The organism is [Scytonema hofmanni] UTEX 2349, assembly GCF_000582685.1.
GTDB classification, from domain to species: Bacteria; Cyanobacteriota; Cyanobacteriia; order Cyanobacteriales; family Nostocaceae; genus Hassallia; species Hassallia hofmanni.
This window is the reverse complement of sequence record NZ_KK073768.1, coordinates 3,295,747-3,314,055: the sequence shown is the minus strand read 5'-3', so window position 1 is coordinate 3,314,055 and position 18,309 is coordinate 3,295,747. Positions and strand designations below refer to the sequence as shown.

Annotated in this window: 19 protein-coding genes; 11 read left to right on the top strand and 8 right to left on the bottom strand. The window is 40.9% G+C overall.

Features of this window, described 5'->3' with window-relative positions; translation table 11 throughout:
* Positions 1-38 precede the first annotated feature (38 nt).
* A complete protein-coding gene (locus TOL9009_RS0119880; RefSeq protein ID WP_029634330.1) occupies positions 39-2,705 on the bottom strand; it encodes an efflux RND transporter permease subunit in 2,667 nt (888 codons plus the stop codon).
* Positions 2,706-2,923: 218 nt separating this feature from the next.
* On the opposite strand from TOL9009_RS0119880, the gene TOL9009_RS42615 reads away from it, so the two are divergent.
* From TOL9009_RS42615 to TOL9009_RS0119855, 5 genes are all read left to right on the top strand, one after another.
* Positions 2,924-3,799 carry a serine/threonine-protein kinase gene (locus TOL9009_RS42615; RefSeq protein ID WP_038296462.1) on the top strand — a complete coding sequence of 292 codons (876 nt, stop codon included), beginning with the start codon at positions 2,924-2,926 and terminating at the stop codon, positions 3,797-3,799.
* Between the two features lie 43 nt (positions 3,800-3,842).
* Positions 3,843-4,064, top strand: coding sequence for a hypothetical protein (locus TOL9009_RS0119870; protein ID WP_029634329.1), 222 nt, complete (start codon positions 3,843-3,845; stop codon positions 4,062-4,064).
* Positions 4,065-4,067: 3 nt separating this feature from the next.
* Positions 4,068-4,400, top strand: coding sequence for a type II toxin-antitoxin system PemK/MazF family toxin (locus TOL9009_RS0119865; protein WP_029634328.1), 333 nt, complete (start codon positions 4,068-4,070; stop codon positions 4,398-4,400).
* A gap of 51 nt (positions 4,401-4,451) precedes the next feature.
* Positions 4,452-4,805, top strand: a complete 354-nt coding sequence (locus TOL9009_RS0119860; RefSeq protein ID WP_029634327.1) for a hypothetical protein — start codon at positions 4,452-4,454, stop codon at positions 4,803-4,805.
* A gap of 85 nt (positions 4,806-4,890) precedes the next feature.
* The gene (locus TOL9009_RS0119855) at positions 4,891-5,565 is read left to right on the top strand and encodes a 5'-methylthioadenosine/S-adenosylhomocysteine nucleosidase family protein (protein ID WP_038297362.1); all 675 of its coding nucleotides are present in this window, start codon (positions 4,891-4,893) and stop codon (positions 5,563-5,565) included.
* A 138-nt stretch (positions 5,566-5,703) separates the two neighbouring features.
* Here TOL9009_RS0119855 and TOL9009_RS45885 read toward each other — a convergent pair whose 3' ends face one another.
* From TOL9009_RS45885 to TOL9009_RS0119840, 4 genes are all read right to left on the bottom strand, one after another.
* Positions 5,704-6,105, bottom strand: coding sequence for a hypothetical protein (locus tag TOL9009_RS45885; RefSeq protein WP_144238282.1), 402 nt, complete (start codon positions 6,103-6,105; stop codon positions 5,704-5,706).
* Positions 6,102-7,295, bottom strand: coding sequence for a bacteriohopanetetrol glucosamine biosynthesis glycosyltransferase HpnI (gene hpnI / locus TOL9009_RS0119850; RefSeq protein ID WP_051502961.1), 1,194 nt, complete (start codon positions 7,293-7,295; stop codon positions 6,102-6,104). Before hpnI ends, TOL9009_RS45885 begins: the two co-directional genes overlap by 4 nt.
* Before the next feature lie 346 nt (positions 7,296-7,641).
* Positions 7,642-9,111: a hopanoid biosynthesis associated radical SAM protein HpnJ gene (hpnJ, locus tag TOL9009_RS0119845; RefSeq protein WP_029634324.1), complete on the bottom strand. Its 1,470-nt coding sequence runs from the start codon at positions 9,109-9,111 to the stop codon at positions 7,642-7,644.
* 99 nt (positions 9,112-9,210) lie between these two features.
* The gene (locus TOL9009_RS0119840; protein ID WP_029634323.1) at positions 9,211-10,869 is read right to left on the bottom strand and encodes a B12-binding domain-containing radical SAM protein; all 1,659 of its coding nucleotides are present in this window, start codon (positions 10,867-10,869) and stop codon (positions 9,211-9,213) included.
* 374 nt (positions 10,870-11,243) lie between these two features.
* Here TOL9009_RS0119840 and TOL9009_RS0119835 point away from each other — a divergent pair, with 374 nt between their 5' ends.
* A complete protein-coding gene (locus TOL9009_RS0119835) occupies positions 11,244-12,872 on the top strand; it encodes a cyclic peptide export ABC transporter (protein WP_029634322.1) in 1,629 nt (542 codons plus the stop codon).
* Between the two features lie 300 nt (positions 12,873-13,172).
* On the opposite strand, the gene TOL9009_RS0119830 is transcribed toward TOL9009_RS0119835, so the two are convergent.
* A complete protein-coding gene (locus TOL9009_RS0119830) occupies positions 13,173-13,847 on the bottom strand; it encodes a LuxR C-terminal-related transcriptional regulator (protein WP_029634321.1) in 675 nt (224 codons plus the stop codon).
* A 100-nt stretch (positions 13,848-13,947) separates the two neighbouring features.
* On the opposite strand from TOL9009_RS0119830, the gene TOL9009_RS0119825 reads away from it, so the two are divergent.
* The 5 genes from TOL9009_RS0119825 (at position 13,948) to TOL9009_RS0119805 (ending at position 16,159) form a co-directional block, all read left to right on the top strand.
* A complete protein-coding gene (locus tag TOL9009_RS0119825) occupies positions 13,948-14,604 on the top strand; it encodes a DUF3386 domain-containing protein (RefSeq protein WP_029634320.1) in 657 nt (218 codons plus the stop codon).
* A gap of 123 nt (positions 14,605-14,727) precedes the next feature.
* On the top strand, positions 14,728-15,042 hold the full coding sequence (locus TOL9009_RS0119820; RefSeq protein WP_029634319.1) for a hypothetical protein: 315 nt from the start codon (positions 14,728-14,730) through the stop codon (positions 15,040-15,042).
* Complete coding sequence (locus TOL9009_RS0119815; protein ID WP_029634318.1) at positions 15,039-15,404, top strand: aspartyl protease; 366 nt, start codon at positions 15,039-15,041, stop codon at positions 15,402-15,404. Before TOL9009_RS0119820 ends, TOL9009_RS0119815 begins: the two co-directional genes overlap by 4 nt.
* Before the next feature lie 75 nt (positions 15,405-15,479).
* Complete coding sequence (locus tag TOL9009_RS0119810; RefSeq protein WP_029634317.1) at positions 15,480-15,794, top strand: hypothetical protein; 315 nt, start codon at positions 15,480-15,482, stop codon at positions 15,792-15,794.
* Positions 15,791-16,159 carry an aspartyl protease gene (locus TOL9009_RS0119805; RefSeq protein WP_029634316.1) on the top strand — a complete coding sequence of 123 codons (369 nt, stop codon included), beginning with the start codon at positions 15,791-15,793 and terminating at the stop codon, positions 16,157-16,159. Before TOL9009_RS0119810 ends, TOL9009_RS0119805 begins: the two co-directional genes overlap by 4 nt.
* Before the next feature lie 94 nt (positions 16,160-16,253).
* On the opposite strand, the gene TOL9009_RS0119800 is transcribed toward TOL9009_RS0119805, so the two are convergent.
* Positions 16,254-16,628: a GFA family protein gene (locus TOL9009_RS0119800; RefSeq protein WP_029634315.1), complete on the bottom strand. Its 375-nt coding sequence runs from the start codon at positions 16,626-16,628 to the stop codon at positions 16,254-16,256.
* Positions 16,629-16,769: 141 nt separating this feature from the next.
* A partial coding sequence (locus tag TOL9009_RS39810; protein WP_186227608.1) for a UPF0182 family protein occupies positions 16,770-18,309 on the bottom strand: 1,540 nt, incomplete at its 5' end.

The window sequence follows — 18,309 nt, the reverse complement described above, 5'->3', positions numbered from 1 at the left end:
ACGCGGATAGTTCAATTACTTATATTCTTATTGTTATCTTAAGATTTTTTGCGGGGAAATAAATCATCCATTAAGGTGTAAAGTACTGGCACAACAATCAAACTTAATATTGTTGAACTAATTAAACCACCAGCGATCGCAACAGCCATTGGCGATCGCAATTCTGAACCTGCTCCTAATCCTAAGGCGATGGGTACCATTCCTAAAATCGTTGCCGCAGTGGTCATCATAATTGGTCTAAGGCGCACAGGTCCCGCTTGGAGGATTGCGGCTGTGCGATCTAAACCGGTTTCGCGCAATTGGTTAATATAATCTACAATCAGAATGGCATTTTTATTGCTAATTCCCAGTAAGAAGACAAAGCCGATTAGGGAAATCATGCCAAAATCGCTTTTAGTTATCAGTAAGGCTAATAAAGCACCGACAATTGCTAAAGGCAAAGAAACCCCAATTACCAACGGATCTACCCAACCTTTAAACAGCCAAATCAATACCGCGATAATGCAGAATGCTGACATTGCTAAAGTTGTGCCGAAACTGCTAATAACTGTGTTAACGCTGGCAGAGTCTCCTCCCAAGTTTAAGGTAACATCTGGAGGAATCACACCTTTAGCTGTGGCTACCAATTTATCGGTAGCATCACCCAAAGTTAAAACTTGACCCAGATTCGCACTAATATAAGTTACTCGCCGATTATTTAAACGCTCAATTTGAAAGATTGTATCCTGGGGATTTGTTTCACCTGTCACCGTCACATCAGCAAATCCTGGTATTTTCACTAACTTCTCTTTAATCGCTTTCGCGGCTGTATTCAAAGCTTGCAAATCATTACCTTGTAATGCGACTTGTAGCGGTTTTTGACCACCGCTATCGACAAATGGAATATCTTCGACGCTGGTAGTGACGCCGGCAAGATTTGGCAAGGAGGTACGAAATTGCTCTTGCAATTCTAAGGTGGTAATTGTACGCTTATCTTTGAGTTTGACATAAAGTGTACCTTTATTCGGCTCACCTCCGCGAGAACCGACGGTAGTAAATACCGTTTCCACTGCTGGGGATTTTCTGACTACCTCTTCCAATTTCTTGGCAACTTCGAGAGAATCATTTAAGGGATTGGAAATAGGCGATTGAGAATCAAAGACTGGAGATTGTTCTTCACCTAACAAGCTTCCTAATAGTGCGTTTCCTTGCTTTTCTAATTCTGATATATTCGGTAAAGGAGCAGTAAAAACAATATTAAACTCGCCGCGATCTAGTTTGGGAATAAATCCTTTGGGAATCAGGGGAATCAACCCGATTCCCGCAATGAAGCTGAATACAGCTAAACCCATAACTATGCGTCGATGATTTAAAGACCAACTGAGTAAATCGCGGTATGATTGGTTAAAGCCTGCACCGATGTTGCTGGTTTGCCGAGGGGGACGTGAAGATGTCGGTTTTAGCCAGTAAAGAGCGAGAACTGGGGATAAAGTCCGCGCTACGAGCATAGAAGTCAGCATTGCTGCGGAAACAGTGATTCCAAAAGGTTTGAAAAATTGACCTATAGTACCACCCATCAAACCTATGGGGAGAAAAACAGCTACAGCTGTAAAGGTGGCAGCAGTGACAGTCAAACCGATTTCATTTGTGGCTAACAGTGCCGCTTGACGAGGACTTTCACCATCTTGAATGTGTCGCATGATGTTTTCGACATCAACGATCGCATCATCAACTATACTACCAATCACCAAAGCTAAAGCTAACAGTGTAATTGTCTCTAAATTGAAGCCGAATATAGCCATGACGATAAACGTACCCAACATAGAGACGGGAATAGCTAATGCAGAAATGAAAGTAGCTTGCCAATTCCATAAAAAGGGAAATATGACAACTACCGAAAGAGCGATCGCTTCAATTAACGCATCTATTGTCGATTGGGTAGCATTGCGGATATACTCTGCTTGGGTGGCTGCTAAGGTAAGTTTGACATCTTTAAGAGTTGATTGCAGTCTTTTAACTTCTTTTTCTACCCGACTGACAACTTCTAAAGTGTTGGCATCACCGCGTTTGATGACTTGAAATGCTAAAGCGTCCTTCCCATTAAACCTAATTAATGTTGCTCCCCCTGTGGGTATTGATGCTTCTGGAGTAACATCAACAGGTGCCCCTAATAAAGAGACTTTTAGAACTCCTGGAATGAGAGCGATCGCATTCACAATCTGCTCTTTAGTCAGTTTAGCTAAATCAGTTAAATTGCGTGAATCACTTTCAACTGCATAACTAATCGCCGCCGACTCATTCAAATTTAAAGGTATGATTTTATAACTTGCTCCCTCAGTCAAACTTACTTGCTTGAGTCTAGTTTCCACTTCGCGAGTCGATTTTTCCAAATTTGTACCAACAGCAAAAGACAGACTGACCACACTTTGACCAGGATACGACGAAGAGCGCACATCATCAAGACCGGGAAGCTCACGCAAGCGCATTTCCAGAGGTTGAGTTAACTTTGCTTCCGTATCCAAAGCCGTTGTTAGCGGTGCCGAAGCATTCACCACAACCACGGGAAAGGTAACATCAGGAAACAAAGCATATTTGAGAGAACTAAAAGCTAATAATCCAGCTACCGTCACTGCAATCCAAAACGAAAGCGTCAGCCACGAAAATTGAATCGCTAACTTAGAGATATTAAAGCGCTCTCGTGCGGATTTTGAGTTATTAGGCTTCATCTGGCAAAATCATCGTGCGGGCGAATTATTAGTGATCGTACATTAATCACTACAGGAATGCGAATCCTTTAAGCCGTACTAAGCACGAAAAATACTTTCTTACCGTAGTAAGCACGAAGAGTGCTTTCTTAAACAGGAAAAATTGCAAGTGTTGAGGGGATAAAAATCATGAGGTTCCTTATGTCAAAATAATTAGCAGAATCTCAAAATTTTTACCTATGGCGTGGAATCCGGGACAGCCGTTGTTTGGCGATCGCTACATAATCGAGAGAAAATTAGGCGAAGGTGGAGTTGGGATTACCTATCTCGCTAAAAATCGACGCGGCGAGTTGCGAGTCATCAAAACCCTCAGAGAACAAATCCTCAATCATCCCCAATGGATACCACATCAAGATCAATTACGGCATGACTTTCGAGATGAAGCTTTGCGACTGGCTTTATGTCGCCATCCTCATGTTGTGCAGGTAGAAAATGTCTTTGATGAAGGTAATTTGCCATGTATGGCGATGGAATACATCGAAGGCGAAGATTTGGGGAAGCGAATCACCAACAAAGGGGCGTTACCGGAAGGGGAAGCACTGCAATATATTAGGCAAATTGGCGAAGCTTTGATATTGGTTCATGAGAAAGGCTTGCTGCATCGGGATTTGAAGCCGAGTAATATTATGATGCGGGCGGGTAATATTCATTTGTTGTCACCAACTACGGGTCAACTTATCCGTACCCTCACCGGTCATTCCGAGTGGGTTAATTCCATCGCCATCAGTAGTGATGGGCAAATTTTAGCTAGTGGTAGTGGCGACAAAACTATTAAACTGTGGTCAATGACAACAGGTAAAGAAATTCGCACTCTCACTGGTCATTTCGGTGGGGTTTGGTGTGTAGCCTTCAGTCCTGATGGGCAAGTACTCGCTAGTGGTAGTGGGGACAGGACTATCAAATTGTGGGAAGTAGCAACAGGTAAAGAAATTCACAGCCTGACTCATTTTTGTGGAGTTACATCCATCACCTTTACCCCCGATGGAAATTGGCTTGCGGCTGGAGATAGTGGCGGAAATATCAAAATTTGGCGATCGCAGCTAGTTGTGGAATAACAGCGTCAAAATAGTATTAGAACTAGTGAACAATAAAAACAACATGAAAGCATACGAATTTCCAGCAAATGTCACTACCGAAGGCAAAATAGAATTACCAGATGTGATTTTGCAACAGTTAGTAAATAAACAGCAGGTAAAAGTAATTATTCTTGTCAATGAACCCACAGAAGAAGAACAAGAAGAAGCAGCTTGGCATAGTCTTGCAGCCGATCAATTATTAAAAGGCTACAGCGAAGATGATGCTATCTACGACAGGATTTAAGCAATGCAAAATTATCAGTCTGGCTCAGTTCTTTTACTCAAATTGCCTTTTTCTGATACAGTAACATTCAAACTGCGTCCGGTATTATTACTTTTAGATACTGGAGATGATGATGTTATTGTGGCGCGGATTACCAGTCAAATAACTCAAATAGCTTTTGATGTTGAAATTATCGAATGGCAGCAAGCAGGTTTGATGCGTCCATCGGTAGTTAGATTGCATAAGATAAACACAGTAGAAAAGCGTCTATTAGAACGTCAATTAGGAACTTTACAACCAAATGATTGGGAAAAAGTGCGTCAGCGCATCCTTCAAATATGGTCATCTCTTGAATAAAATTTCATTTCCACAATTTACTTTTGAATCAAGCCATTCAGGGAGTTGAGTATGGATAATTTATACGATTTACTACAAAAGATCAAAAAAAGACCTGCAATGTATCTGGGCAAACATTCCATCTTCAATCTTCAGGCATTTTTGGATGGATACTATTTTGCTCGGCGCGAACTTGGTATACCTTTAACCGAACAAGAGAGCGAGTTTCAAAAATTTTTACAATGGATAAGAGAAAAATTTCAGGTTGAAACTGGACAATTATGGGCAAGTATCATTCTCTTTAATTCTGCGGATGAACGAAGTGCAGTAGACAGATTTTTTAGCTTATTTGAAGAATTCATTAATCAGCAGCCAAATATTATAGATAATAAACAAGTGGAAAAGCTACGTAAGTTTGGCAGCTAAGTAGTGATAACCGTTTACACTTATTACTTCTAAACAGAGATATTCCTATGAAAATTAGCGTAAACGTATGTTTTATCAATCAACAATGCCGATAATTATTGTTCCTCAGGGAGCGGAGTATAAGGCTGTATGTCGCGGTTTAAGTCGTAGCACTACCGTGAAACAAAATGTAATACCGATTCCTGTGGGTGGTCAAGCTGTAATCAGATATTTGCGAACTTGTCAAGACAAATTGTGGAATCCTCAAGCAAAAGTTCTAATGATGGGTTTATGTGGCAGCTTGCGCGATCGCTTTCAAGTCGGCGATATTGTGTTGTATGACGAATGTATATATGAAACGAAGGTACAACAGTGCGATCACTCCTTCACAGCAGAACTTCACAAGCATCTTCAAGATAAGGTTTCTTTGGTGAAAGGGTTAACAAGCGATCGCGTAGTTTGTTCAGCTAAAGAAAAGCTGCATTTGAGCAAAATATCCGGGGCTGATGTTGTTGACATGGAAGGATTCGCAGCTTTAGAATTTTTTCAGCAAGCAGGTGTAGAAGTGGCAATGCTACGAGTCGTCAGCGATGACTCGCAGCACGATATACCTGATTTAACATCAGCAATAAATTCTGATGGTTCCCTTCAACCTTTGCCTTTAGCTATGAGCATGATTCGTCAACCTATTGCCGCTACTCGTTTAATTAGAGGTTCCCTGCGAGCATTGAAAGTATTGGAAGAAGTTACAGCATTTCTCTTTAAAGAGTCTTTGAGCTAGATTCATCAGTCTTTGAGCTAGAATAATTGTAGGTTGGGTGGAACGAAGTGAAACCCAACAAACCCCCCGAAAATGTTGGGTTTCGTTCCTCAACCCAACCTACGCAGTTTAAAGTTTTTGACGCTAAGTGAACCGTATTCAATTATAGCCTCCTTTAACCTTCCTTGGAAGCAGAGCCTCCAAAAAGGCATTCCTATGGAGAGCATGGAACGAAGAATGAGTCTTTGAGGGAGATGAACGAGTATCTGAGATAGATTCATCAGTATCTGAGGGAGATGAACGAGTATCTGAGATAGATTCATCAGTATCTGAGGGAGATGAACGAGTATCTGAGATAGATTCATCAGTATCTGAGGGAGATGAACGAGTATCTGAGATAGATGAACGAGTCTTTGAGATAGATGAACGAGTATCTGAGCTAGATGAACGAGTCTTTGAGATAGATGAACGAGTCTTTGAGCTAGATGAATCAGTCTTTGAGGGAGATGAATCAGTATCTGAACTGCATTGGGGAAGAGTTTCCCCTTTCCCCTTAGTCAACTTGGCACAACTTCTTCTGTCGTCAAAGGAATTATTACTAACTTTCCACCTTTAGTTAACTTCAATCGTCGTCCTCGCCATTCAATTGTGCTGCCAAAAAAGCCATTACACCAAATCCCAAAGGTGATAAAATCGCGTAAAGGCACCACCCACAAGAATTTGCTGGCAACTGCATCTTTAAGAACTTTGACTCCAACAACCCATGCCAGAATTAATCTGACGCTTAAAGTTAAAAGCGCGATCGCCCAACCGAAAATTGACCCACCTGTAGCAATCAAGAATAATAAACTCATGACTGTGCCGTGGGTAAAGATTAGCCCCAAATAACCCCAAGGTCGAGAAACTCGCGTGCAGCAATTCCAGCGTGTCTGACGATGAATTAAATCAAGCAAATTTTCTGTAGCGATCGCATGATCAATAATATAATCAGAAAGGACTACCTTATAACCAAGTTGTGTAGGTAAATAGCCAAGTTGAAAATCGTCTGCCAAATAATCGGCAATTGCGACAAATCCGCCAATCGCTTCTAAGACACTTTTACGAATAGCGATCGTTGGACCAAGAGCAAAGTTCATTCCTTCCAACGACCTAGCGACTAAAACACTCGCATGGTACTCAGTCGATATCCCCACAGCTTCCAGAATAGCTACCCAACCGCGAACAAAAGGACGATATAAACAGGTTACAACACCTACCCCAGAATCGCACATTGGCTGGATGACTCTTTGCAAATAATCTCGTCCGACGCGAACATCGCTATCTGCAAGCAACAACAGCGAATACTTAGCTTCAACTTCAGCATTAGCTAAATTACTAACTTTTAAATTAGTACCAATTGTGCGATCGCTGATAACCAGACTAATATCAACCTCTGGGAAATCCTCAATAATTTGCTTGACAACTTGCACACTTGGATCATTTCCATCCCGCACACCAAAAACGATTTGGTACTCTGGATAATCTTGTTGACAGAACGATGCAAAATTTTCGTAAGTCTCAATATCAAGACCGCAAATCGGCTTAAGAATAGTAATAGGTGGATGAAAATCGGGATCAATTTGCGTCTTATGGGAAAAAAACTGAATTGCCGCATAGATCCCATAGCAGTAATAGCAAATTCCCGACAGACACAGAATCAGCAATAGGAAGTTGATTCCCCAGGCGATCGCAACAAAATAATCTGATACCATTTTATTTTGAGATTTTAGACTTCTGCACATTACTGCACATTCCGTCTAGATAATTACAGTCAGATTTATCCGATATCTTGCATCAATCGCAACAACCGCATTAGAGGATGTTTTAAAAGTGGTTGGCTGTGATTTTAGGCACTTATTGAACCGAACAAACCCCCCTTAAAAAGGGGGGAACCGGAATCAAAGTCCCCCTTTACAAGGGGGATCTAGAACGTTTTGCTACCGACAAGAAGACTTTTAAAACAACCGCCTTAGAATGAATTCTAAGGCTAATAGCTAAAGTCCACTAAAGTGGACTAAAACCCCTCCCTATTCAGTCGTCTTTAGACGACTTAAGCTATTAGCCAGGGACTTCAGTCCTTGGCACAACTGATTGTATTTTCCCAGTTCCTTGACTGCGACGGTCTTTTAAATAAGAGAAAAACTCACGTCCCTCACGCAAACGACGTATCAACATTTGAGGATCAGTCAGCATTTCACCAACAATCGGGATAATCGCTTGAGGACGAAAATAAAAGCGTCGATACATCCTTTCAACAGCATCTTCAATTTGCGTACTAGCAAGATTAGGATATTGCAGCGTTGACATTTGAATCCCCGAATTCGCAACTAAAGAAGTATCGCTAAACCAATTATTTTCCTGCGCTTGCTGATAAAGTTCTGTCCCAGGATAAGGAGCAGCAATGGAAACTTGAATTGTATGGGGACTAATCTCGCAAGCAAAGCGAATCGTTTCTTCAATTGTTTGCTGATTTTCGTTGGGCAAACCAATAATAAATGTACCATGTACAGTAATGCCGAGTTTATGGCAATTTTCCATAAACTTCCGGGCTACTTCCAGCTTAATACCTTTCTTAATACCATCTAATATTTGCTGATTGCCAGATTCAAATCCGACTAATAGTAGACGCAAGCCGTTGTCACGCAATTGTTTGAGAGTATCATAATCTAAGTTAGCGCGGGCGTTGCAACTCCAAGTCAGTTTGAGTCGCTTCATGTGTTCGCTAATAGCGATCGCTCGTTGTTTGTCAATTGTAAAAGTATCATCATCAAACATATATTCCCGCACTTTGTCGCCAAAAATAGCTTTGGCTTCATCCATTTCCCGTCCCACAGCTTCCGGGCTTTTAGTACGATATAAATGTCCACCAATCGTCTGGGGCCATAGACAAAAGGTGCATTTTGCCGGACAGCCGCGCCCAGTGTAAAATGAGATGTAAGGATGTAACAGATAACCGATAAAATATTTTGTAATATCCAAATCCCGTGCGTAAACAGGCAATACACTGGGCATAGAATCCCAATCGTGAATCAATGGGCGGTCTTCGTTGTGATGGATATTACGGTTATTATCGCGGTAACTTAGACCTTTAATTTGATCCCAAGATTTACCTTCCGCCAATTCCTTACAAGTGTAGTCAAATTCGTGCCGACACACAAAGTCAATAATTGGATTTTCCTGTAAAGTAACATCTGGTAACACTGCTACATGCGCTCCAATCAAGCCAATTTGTGCATCTGGATTTTGCGCTTTAATTGCGATCGCACACTTCACATCATTCAGCAGCGAAGGTGTGCTGGTGTGCATAATAATTAACTCATAATCTGAAGCAATTTTCAGCACATCTTCCACAGTTTGCTCATGTGGAGGTGCATCTACAAGCTTGCTACCCGGTACCAGAGCAGCAGGTTGCGCCAACCATGTAGGATACCAAAAGGAGGTAATTTCTCGCTTTGCTTGGTATCGGGAACCTGCACCACCGTCAAACCCATCGAATGAGGGAGGACTGAGGAATAGAGTTTTTTTCACTAATATCTCTCCTTTTTTCAAACTATTTTTTAAACGCAAAGGGACGCGGAGGTAAACGCAAAGTGACGCTGAGAATTAATGAGGAATCTTATCAGAAAACTATACCAGATTTGCTGGTTGGGGTTTCCGTAATTTCTGAGAATAGAATGAGGCAGATTCTTCACCTCTGGTACACTCTTGGGCAAACTTAATTAGATGATGTCCCACCAGTCCAACGTGAATCAAGTCTTCTATACTACCTGATTTCAATGCTGGTTTTGCCATCTTCCAAAAGGTAGAACGATAATTACCGAACACACCTACCCGCAATAAGATATTGGTGAAATAAGTTAAGCCTTTACGAATGTTTGCCCAAGAAGTACGAGCCGGACTATTAGGAAGTTTGATTCTGTTGGGGTAGGTATGCACCATATTATAGGCAAACCGTTCATATAAAAAATCTGGATCATAAGCTGTGGAAATACAGCGTTGCCACATTTCCATGACTTGTTCGTAAGGCATTAAATACTCGATATTCGATTCTCGATTTTCATCAAAAACGAGTCTTCCTTCTTGTTCTAACCTGCGCCATAATGGTGTTTTTGGTAGTGCATGAAGCAAGTTAATTGTCAATACAGGAATTTGGGAAACCCGAATAAAGTCAATAATTCTGTCTGCGGTTTCTGGTGTATCTGTATCAAAGCCGATAATGATCCCCGATACAACTTCCATCCCATAACTATTTAAAACTTTCACTGCTGACAAAATCGGCATACTCAAATTATGCGTTTTAGAAATAGCTTGCAGAGCGTCAGTTTCTGGTGTTTCAATGCCACAGAAAACTGTGCAGAAATAAGCTTCGCGCATCATTTCTAAAAGCTTGGGACTTTGAGCTAAATTCAATGTGGCTTCACAAGCAAATTGCAGCGGATAGCCATTGCGCTTTTGCCAGTCTATCAAATGTGGTAATAACTTCATAGCGGCACGGCGATCGCCCACAAAGTTATCATCAACAAAATACACCGATCCCGGATTCCCAGATTCCAACATCGTATCCAATTCGGCAACCACTTGCTCTGGTGTTTTCATCCGGGGATCGCTTCCATACAATTCTGGAATATCACAAAACTCGCAACGATAAGGACAACCACTGGAAAATTGAACATTTGCTAAAAAATAATCATTGAGATTCAGCAAATGATAAGCTGGGGTAGGAAACTCGCTCAGAGGCAAACGTTCCTTAGTTTCAAAGCGAATTTGCTCATTCGGGCGATCGCTCTTTTGGTCAAGATATGAAATCATGCGATCGCTTGCATCCCCCAATTCACCCAGATGCAAAATGTCAAATTCTGGATAATATTCTGGACAACCAGAAACCGAAGGTCCCCCCACAACTGTGATTTTCCCTTCTTTATGGGCAAGTTCATTAATCTTATTAATATGTGGTCGCTGAATGTGCATTCCACTGACAATCACCACATCTGCCCACTGATAATCACTCTTGTTAGCTTCAGTGATATTCTCATCAATAAAGCGCACATTCCACTTTTCGGGTAAATAAGCAGCCACAATCAAAATACCTTGGGGTGGCATAAAAGCCTTAACATTACCCATCAGCGGGTAAGCGTGATGAAAAGTACCAAAAGAGCGGCTGTACTTGGGAAATATACAGAGGATATTTCGATGATGCAAGGGAACGTAGGAACTTCTTTTATTAGCAGCGGATGACAATTCCCCCAGAGAAATTGGCTTTTCCAAAGATTTGAGATTAGCAATCATACCGATTATAGATTTGGGATTGGAGACGTTGAGGCTTAGGCAATCTTAATACAACAGCAGCATAAATTCATAACCAAAATCTGAAAGAAAACTCTGCGTACCTTTGCGCTAACCTTAGCGCTACGAGTGCGTTTAAAAAAGCTACTAATGATTAAATTATAGTACTTAGCAACTTCCCACAAAGCAGCTCACTTGCTATATTCAATTTGCCCTTTCAGACAATATAGAACCATAAGCAAAGAAGTATCAAGGTAACTTTTATTAACCTTGGCTAAATAAAGATAAATTAATCTAACTTTAGATAGATGCATTTTTATATAACAAACTAAAATGCCTTGGTAGTTCGTTAGCGAAATAATTGGCAAATAATCCAAATGAATTTGATTTCCTTCCTTCTGCGTTCTTCTTGGGGAATGGTAGCGATCGCTATCAGCACCGGTTTACTAAGTGGAGGTAGCAGTGCTAGCCTGATTGCCTTAATTAGTCATGCTACCAGTAATAATGCCACATCGCGCCTCACATCGATAGCCTGGGGATTTATTGGGCTAGCAACAGTTGCTTTAATTACCAGTATCATTTCTCAAGTGATGTTGATTCGCTTATCTGAAAATGCCGTTTTGCAATTACGGATGAGTTTGAGTCGTCAACTTCTCGCATCCTCCTTGAGTCATTTAGAAAAGTTAGGAAATCCCCGCTTATTAGCAACCCTCACTGAGGACGTTCAAGCAGTTGCCAATGCTGTTCAGAAGCTTCCTTTTTTCTGCGTTGACATTGCCATAGTTGCCGGTTGCTTGCTATACATAACTTGGCTTTCCTGGCAAGTATTGCTGATGGTTGTAGTATTTTCAATTTTAGCGATCGCTAGTTGTCAGTGGCTGTTACAAAGAGGAAGACATTTTCTTAGTCTAGCGCGTGACGATCAAGATTTGCTCTTTAAACATTTGGGAACCATCACCCAAGGAATCAAAGAACTCAAACTGCACTATAATCGACGTCAAGTCTTTCTTACCCAACAACTCGAATCAACAGCTACCACATTTCGTAACCATAATATTCGCGGTTTAACTTTTTTTGCCACAACTTCCAGTTGGGGGAGACTGCTGTTTTTTTTCTCAATTGGTTTTATCTTGTTTGCGCTTCCCAATCTTTTTCCTATCAGTCCGCAAACACTATCTGGCTACATCTTAACTTTCACATATTTGATGTTGCCAATGGAAAACATCATCAACAATCTACCATTATTAAGCAAAGCCACCATTGCTTTACAAAAGATAGAATCTCTTGGTTTATCTTTGACTAATCAAGGGGAAATCTCCACAGTTCCACCTGTAATTAAATCTTCTTGGCACAGCTTACAACTTGTGGATGTAACCCACGCTTTCCGCACAGACACCGAAGACAGCGACTTTATTCTCGGTCCAATTAATCTGAAATTTTATCCGCAAGAATTAGTGTTTATTGTTGGTGGGAATGGTAGCGGTAAATCGACATTAGCCAAACTCATCACCGGACTTTACATCCCCGAAACAGGCGAAATTATTTTAGATAAAGAGTTAATCACCGAACATAATCGAGAATGGTATCGGCAACATTTTTCTGTCGTATTCTCCGACTTCTATTTATTTGACACCCTTTTAGGATTAGAAAATATTAACTTAGATATTCAAGCGCAAGAATATTTAAAGCTTTTGCAACTCGACCACAAAGTGAAAATTAAAAATGGCAAACTTTCCACCACAAATCTTTCTCAAGGACAGCGTAAAAGATTAGCTTTGCTCACAGCGTACTTGGAAGATAGACCAATTTATCTGTTTGATGAATGGGCAGCCGACCAAGACCCAGTTTTCAAAGAGATATTTTACACCCAACTGTTACAAAATTTGCGGGATAGAGGCAAAACAGTATTAGTAATTAGCCATGACGATCGCTATTTTCATCTAGGAGACCGAATCATCAAACTTGATTACGGTAAAGTGGAATATGACAAGGGGTCTGGACGCTAATTGAGAATGGTGCAAGATGTTAAGTAAAACCGATATCTTGCAGCAGTTGCATTACCCCTCTTAGATTTTAATTTAAGGCTCATAGGCATTATTGGAAATTTCTCAAATTGCACAAAAAGAAACTGTTCTTTTACTATGTGCAGAATTACAAAGTGCAAAATGCCATCGGATATCTGTTGCAAATCAATTAAATGAACTGACAGGGATTACAGTCAAACATTTAGAAGACGTTCCCCAGAACGTCTCTACATGTATTTAATAACAACGCAATCTGCTGTATGCTCATACAGACCAGTTTTGCTATGGGTGTGAATTCAGTACATCCTGCAACTTTGCTACCATTTCTGCCCGTGCGGAAACTTCCAGCTTGCGAAACATCCGCTTCAAAGCTTGTTTAACTGAATTTTGGCTAATCCAAAGTTTTCCGCCAATTTCCCCATTAGTTAAACCCTGTGCTACTAATTCAGCTATTTCTAACTCTCGTGGTGTCAGCTTACTTGCTAATTGAGAATTAAATGTTACTGATTTGGTGCGTAAAGTTGCCAGTTTCGCTGACAAATGCAAGCACAACGCGCTCAGATCGGCTAAATCGTTGGCATCGAAGGCAGGATTTCCGCTAAAACGGGCAAGGTTGACGGTTCCAATCAGACGACCATCACAAATAATTGGACCTGTCATGACGTGTTCGTGGTCTTGACGCGGGCAAAGTTGCTTCCAGCTGGTTGGGGATAATATTAATTGTTCGTGTGTCGGTGCATGACGCTCGACTACATAACGTCCGATAGGGTTACTTTCTATACACACATCCGGGATATCTTGAATACCGTCCTTTGACGTGTGGTCATCAAGCAGATGAATACCCCAACGTTGCACACCAAAATGTTCGCCAACTGTTTCCATGATGGCATTATTTAGTTCTTGCTCGTTTTGGGCGTTGGCGATCGCATGAAATATGCTATGAAGAAAATTAGGCATAAGTGTACCCAGTTGGGGACTAGGCAAGGCTCCATAATTACTTCTATGCTAATACCAGCAAAGGTAAAACGTTAAGATAACTAGTAGCGATAGGACACTAATGACAGTAACACAAATTTCTGCCCAAGAATTTTTCCAGGCTGCTTATGAAAACCGCTACACTTGGGATAAGAATTTCCCCGGTTACACCGCAGATATCACCTTTAAGGAGAATGATAAGGTAATTACTGGTAAAATTCGCATTAACGCCGATCTCAAGGCAGAAGTGCTTGATGTCCAGGATGAGCAAGCACAAAAACTTATTCACGGTCAAGCGTGGGAAATAGCAATTCATCGTGTCCGTCGCAGCTTTGAAGATGTTCACAGCACCAATACGTTCAGCTATGGTAAAACTGACGAAACTGGTGCAGTGGAGATTCTCCTCGGTGGTAAGTGTCAGGGCGATGGATACAAAGTCCGCAATAATGAAGTATGCTTTGTTCACCGTCTAATTCATGGTACTTATGTCACGATCAATACTTTCAGCAGTCACAATACTGGTGAAGGCTATTTATCCCACACTTATGACTCTGTATACCACGACCCGAAAACAGGTGAACAAAAGGGTGGTAGAAGCGAATTTACAGACGAGTATGAAAAGGTTGATAACTATTTTATCCTCAATCGTCGCGAAATTCGCACCCAAACAGAAGGACAACTTTCAACTCAAGAATTTATCTTCTCGAATATCAAGTTGTTAGAACCTGTTGCCGGTTAATTTTTGTAGTTAATTAAAGAGCGATCGCTTGGGGAAATGTTCTCAGGCGATTGCTTTTTTTATGCGATCGTTTTAGATAAAATCAACTTATAAAAATAAGCAAATTACTTCTTTGTAAAAAACATGACACTATCTTCTAATCGCACCCCACGTCAAGGACGAGTATTCCCACAAAACCAACTATCAGCGGAAGAGAAAGCACGGCGTCAAGCTGAGTGGGAAGACTTTAATCAGCGTTGTCAAGTAATTTTTGAGCAAGTACAACCAGAATTAATCAAAGAACACTACGATTGGTTTATATTTATTGAACCAGATAGCGGTGAGTATTTCATCGATCCAGATGAAATGATTGTCAGACAAAAGGCACATGAAAAACACCCTAATAAATTATGCTTGATTCTCCGCATCAATGAAACTGGAGCCTGCGGCAGAATATGATTTATGGAGAATTTAACACTCAGGGTGAGTTAATCTTTGAAATTGGTTTAATTGCTGCCGATGGTGATATAATTCCAGTCCAGGCGCTTTTAGATACAGGATTTACCGGTTGGCTGGCAATTGACAACCAAGATGCTCTGAGTTTGGGATGGTTTGTTGACATTAATCCTAGTAGAATGCAAACCGCAAGAGGAGAGGCACGATTTAATCTTTATCAAGGAAGCGTGCTTTTAGATGAAGAAGAGTTCGCAATTCCAGCATTAGGAGGAGATGAACTGCAAGACATCCTCTTGGGTATACGTTGGTTGCAGACAAAGCGACTGGTAGCAGATTTTTCGGCTGGATTGCTGACATTAGGGTAAATGCGCTTTTTTTATGTACTTGTCTTAGATAAAATCAACTTATAAAAACAACCAAATTACTTATTTGTAAAAAACATGACACTATCTTCTAATCGCATCCCACGTCGAGGACGAGTATTTCCAGAAAACCAATTATCAGCGGAAGAGAAAGCACGGCGTCAAACTGAAGATAAATTGTTTTCTCAGCGTTGTCGTATGATTTTTGACAAAGTTAAACCAGAATTGATCGAAGACCACTACAACTGGTTTATTGTAATTGAACCGGAAAGCGGAGATTATTTTATTGATCCAGATGAAAATGTTGCTAGAGCAAAAGCTGGTGAAAAACATCCTGATAAAATGCGCTTAATTATGCGTCTCAATGAAAGCGGGACTTGCGGCACAATATGATTTCAGGTGAATTTAACAGCCAAGGTGAGTTAGTCTTTGAAATTAGTTTGATTACTGCTGATAAAGATGTTATCCCAGTTAATACGTTACTGGATACGGGTTTTACAGGTTGGCTAGCAATTGACAACCAAGATGCTTTGAGTCTGGGATGGACTATTAAGATTAATGAACAACGGGATATGCAAACTGCACAGGGGGAAGCACGGTTTAATCTTTATGAGGGAACTGTGCTTTTAGATGGAGAAGAGTTCATTATTGAAGTTTTAGGAGGAGATGAATTGCAAGACATCCTCTTGGGTATACGTTGGTTGCAGACAAAGCGACTGGTAGCAGATTTTCCCGCAGGAGTGCTGACATTAGGGTAAATGCGATCGCAACTAAATTGATGTTAAAAACTACAAAACTTATAGCCTGTGGAAATTTAATAAAATTGGCGAAGATATTGTTATTGAAACAATGTTAATTAATCAACTTATGAATATTATCTTCCCAATTTGCACCATCAAAAGGCACCACTTCAAAATTTGACATCACATCACCATCAAGACAGCGCACATTCACATCAATACAATCGGGGTGACTGCGGGGAATATAAAAAGAGTGAATTCCACAAACAGAGCAAAATTTATGTTCAGCAACTCCCGTATTAAATCTGTAGTTGCTCAACAAATCTTTCCCTTGCAATAAAGTGAATTTGTCTTGCGGTACAATTAAATGTAAAAAACCCTTCTTCCTACAAATAGAACAGTTACAATCAGTAACTTTGTAATTATCAACTACTACCCGAAAGCGCACTGCACCGCAATGACATCCACCTTCATAATTTGTTGTCATGTTAATTTCCTATCAGCCTGACTCTAATTTAACAATTTACTTCAACTACTAAAGTTGGTAGTTTATCAAACATCTTTCATAATTGGAGATTTGTAGTAAGCGATTTATCGCTTATTTAAGCGCTGAAGCGCTTACTACGAATTAGTTCACAGGACGGACGATCGCAGGTGTATTTTGAGTCTTCGATTGGAAAATGGCATCTATTGCCTGTTGTAAAGTTTCTGCCATAACGATGCGGTTTTGGTAAACTACAATTACCCTCACTAAAGTTGGGAGGCTATTTTGTTCGGCTTCCAAATACAGAGGTTCAACATACAGAAGGGATTGCTCAATGGGAATTACCAACAAATTACCCTGAATCGCTCGCGAACCGGCGCGATTCCATAAAGAAATCTGCTGAGAAATTACCGGATCTTGGTTAATCAAAGCTTCTATTTGTTCTTGTCCATAAATCAGTTGCTGTTTGGGAAACTCATAAAGCAGTAGTTTACCGTATTCTTGTCCATCGGAACGCGCAGCCAACCAAGCGATTAAGTTAGCACGTTGAGTTGGTGTAAAAGGAAGCAGCAAAATAAACTCTTCTGTGGCAGCAGTTGGCAACTTCATAATTAGATAATAAGGCTGCACTGGACGCGGTTCGCTTCCATAAATCTCGGTGGGTATCTGCCATAAATCTTCGCGGTTGTAAAATACCTGGGGATCGGTCATGTGATAAGCTAGCAAACGTTCAGATTGAATGCTGAACAAATCCACCGGATAGCGGATATGACTTTTGAGAGCATCTGGCATCACATCTAGAGGTTTTAACAGGTTGGGAAAAATAGCCGCTAAAGTGTTGATAATTGGGTCTTGTGCATCGGCAATGTAGAAATTAACAGTGCCATTATAGGCATCGATGACGACTTTTACAGAGTTGCGGATGTAATTAAATTTATTATTTCCTGGGTCAGAATAAGGATAGCGATCGCTTGTAGTGTAAGCGTCCAAAATCCAGTAAAGATAAGTCTTTTCGCCTATACTATTAGTTCCACCTGCATCGGCTGCAACTAAATAAGGATCGCTATCGTAACGTAAAAAAGGAGCGATCGCTCGAACTCTTTCTAAAATATTCCGCCGAAATAGCAACTTCGTTTCTGAGTGGAAATTTCGTGTCAGCAGCATTTGCCAATCTTTTAGATACTCAGCAAACAACAACCGTCGCCATTTAGCACCAATCGCTATTCCACCGCGTCCATCATATACGTTATACACATTTTCGCTGCCACTGGGATAGTCCAACTCTCGGTTGCTTGTCCCCGTCATTACATAAGTGTTAGTATTTTCACCATAATAAATTCGCGGTTCACCAATCGGAATACTTGCCCTAATTGCTTCATTTGATATCTGCAAAGAACCTTTACCGTTATCAACTCCAATATCCTTAACGTAATAATCGGGTAAGCCACCCGAAACTACAGTATTCACCGGACTAAGTGTAAACCCGTAACCGTGAGTATACACTAAATGTTTGTTTACCCAAGTCTGCGCTTGCTCCGGAACCGCTGTATAATCTAGTTCCCGCGCCGCAATAATCGTCTGTTGCTTCTCCGTCAAAGCTTGAGTATTCTGCTTTCCCCCCTTGCCCCCTGCTCCCCCTTGTCCCCCTGCTCCCCCTTGTCCCCCTGCTCCCCCTTGTCCCCCC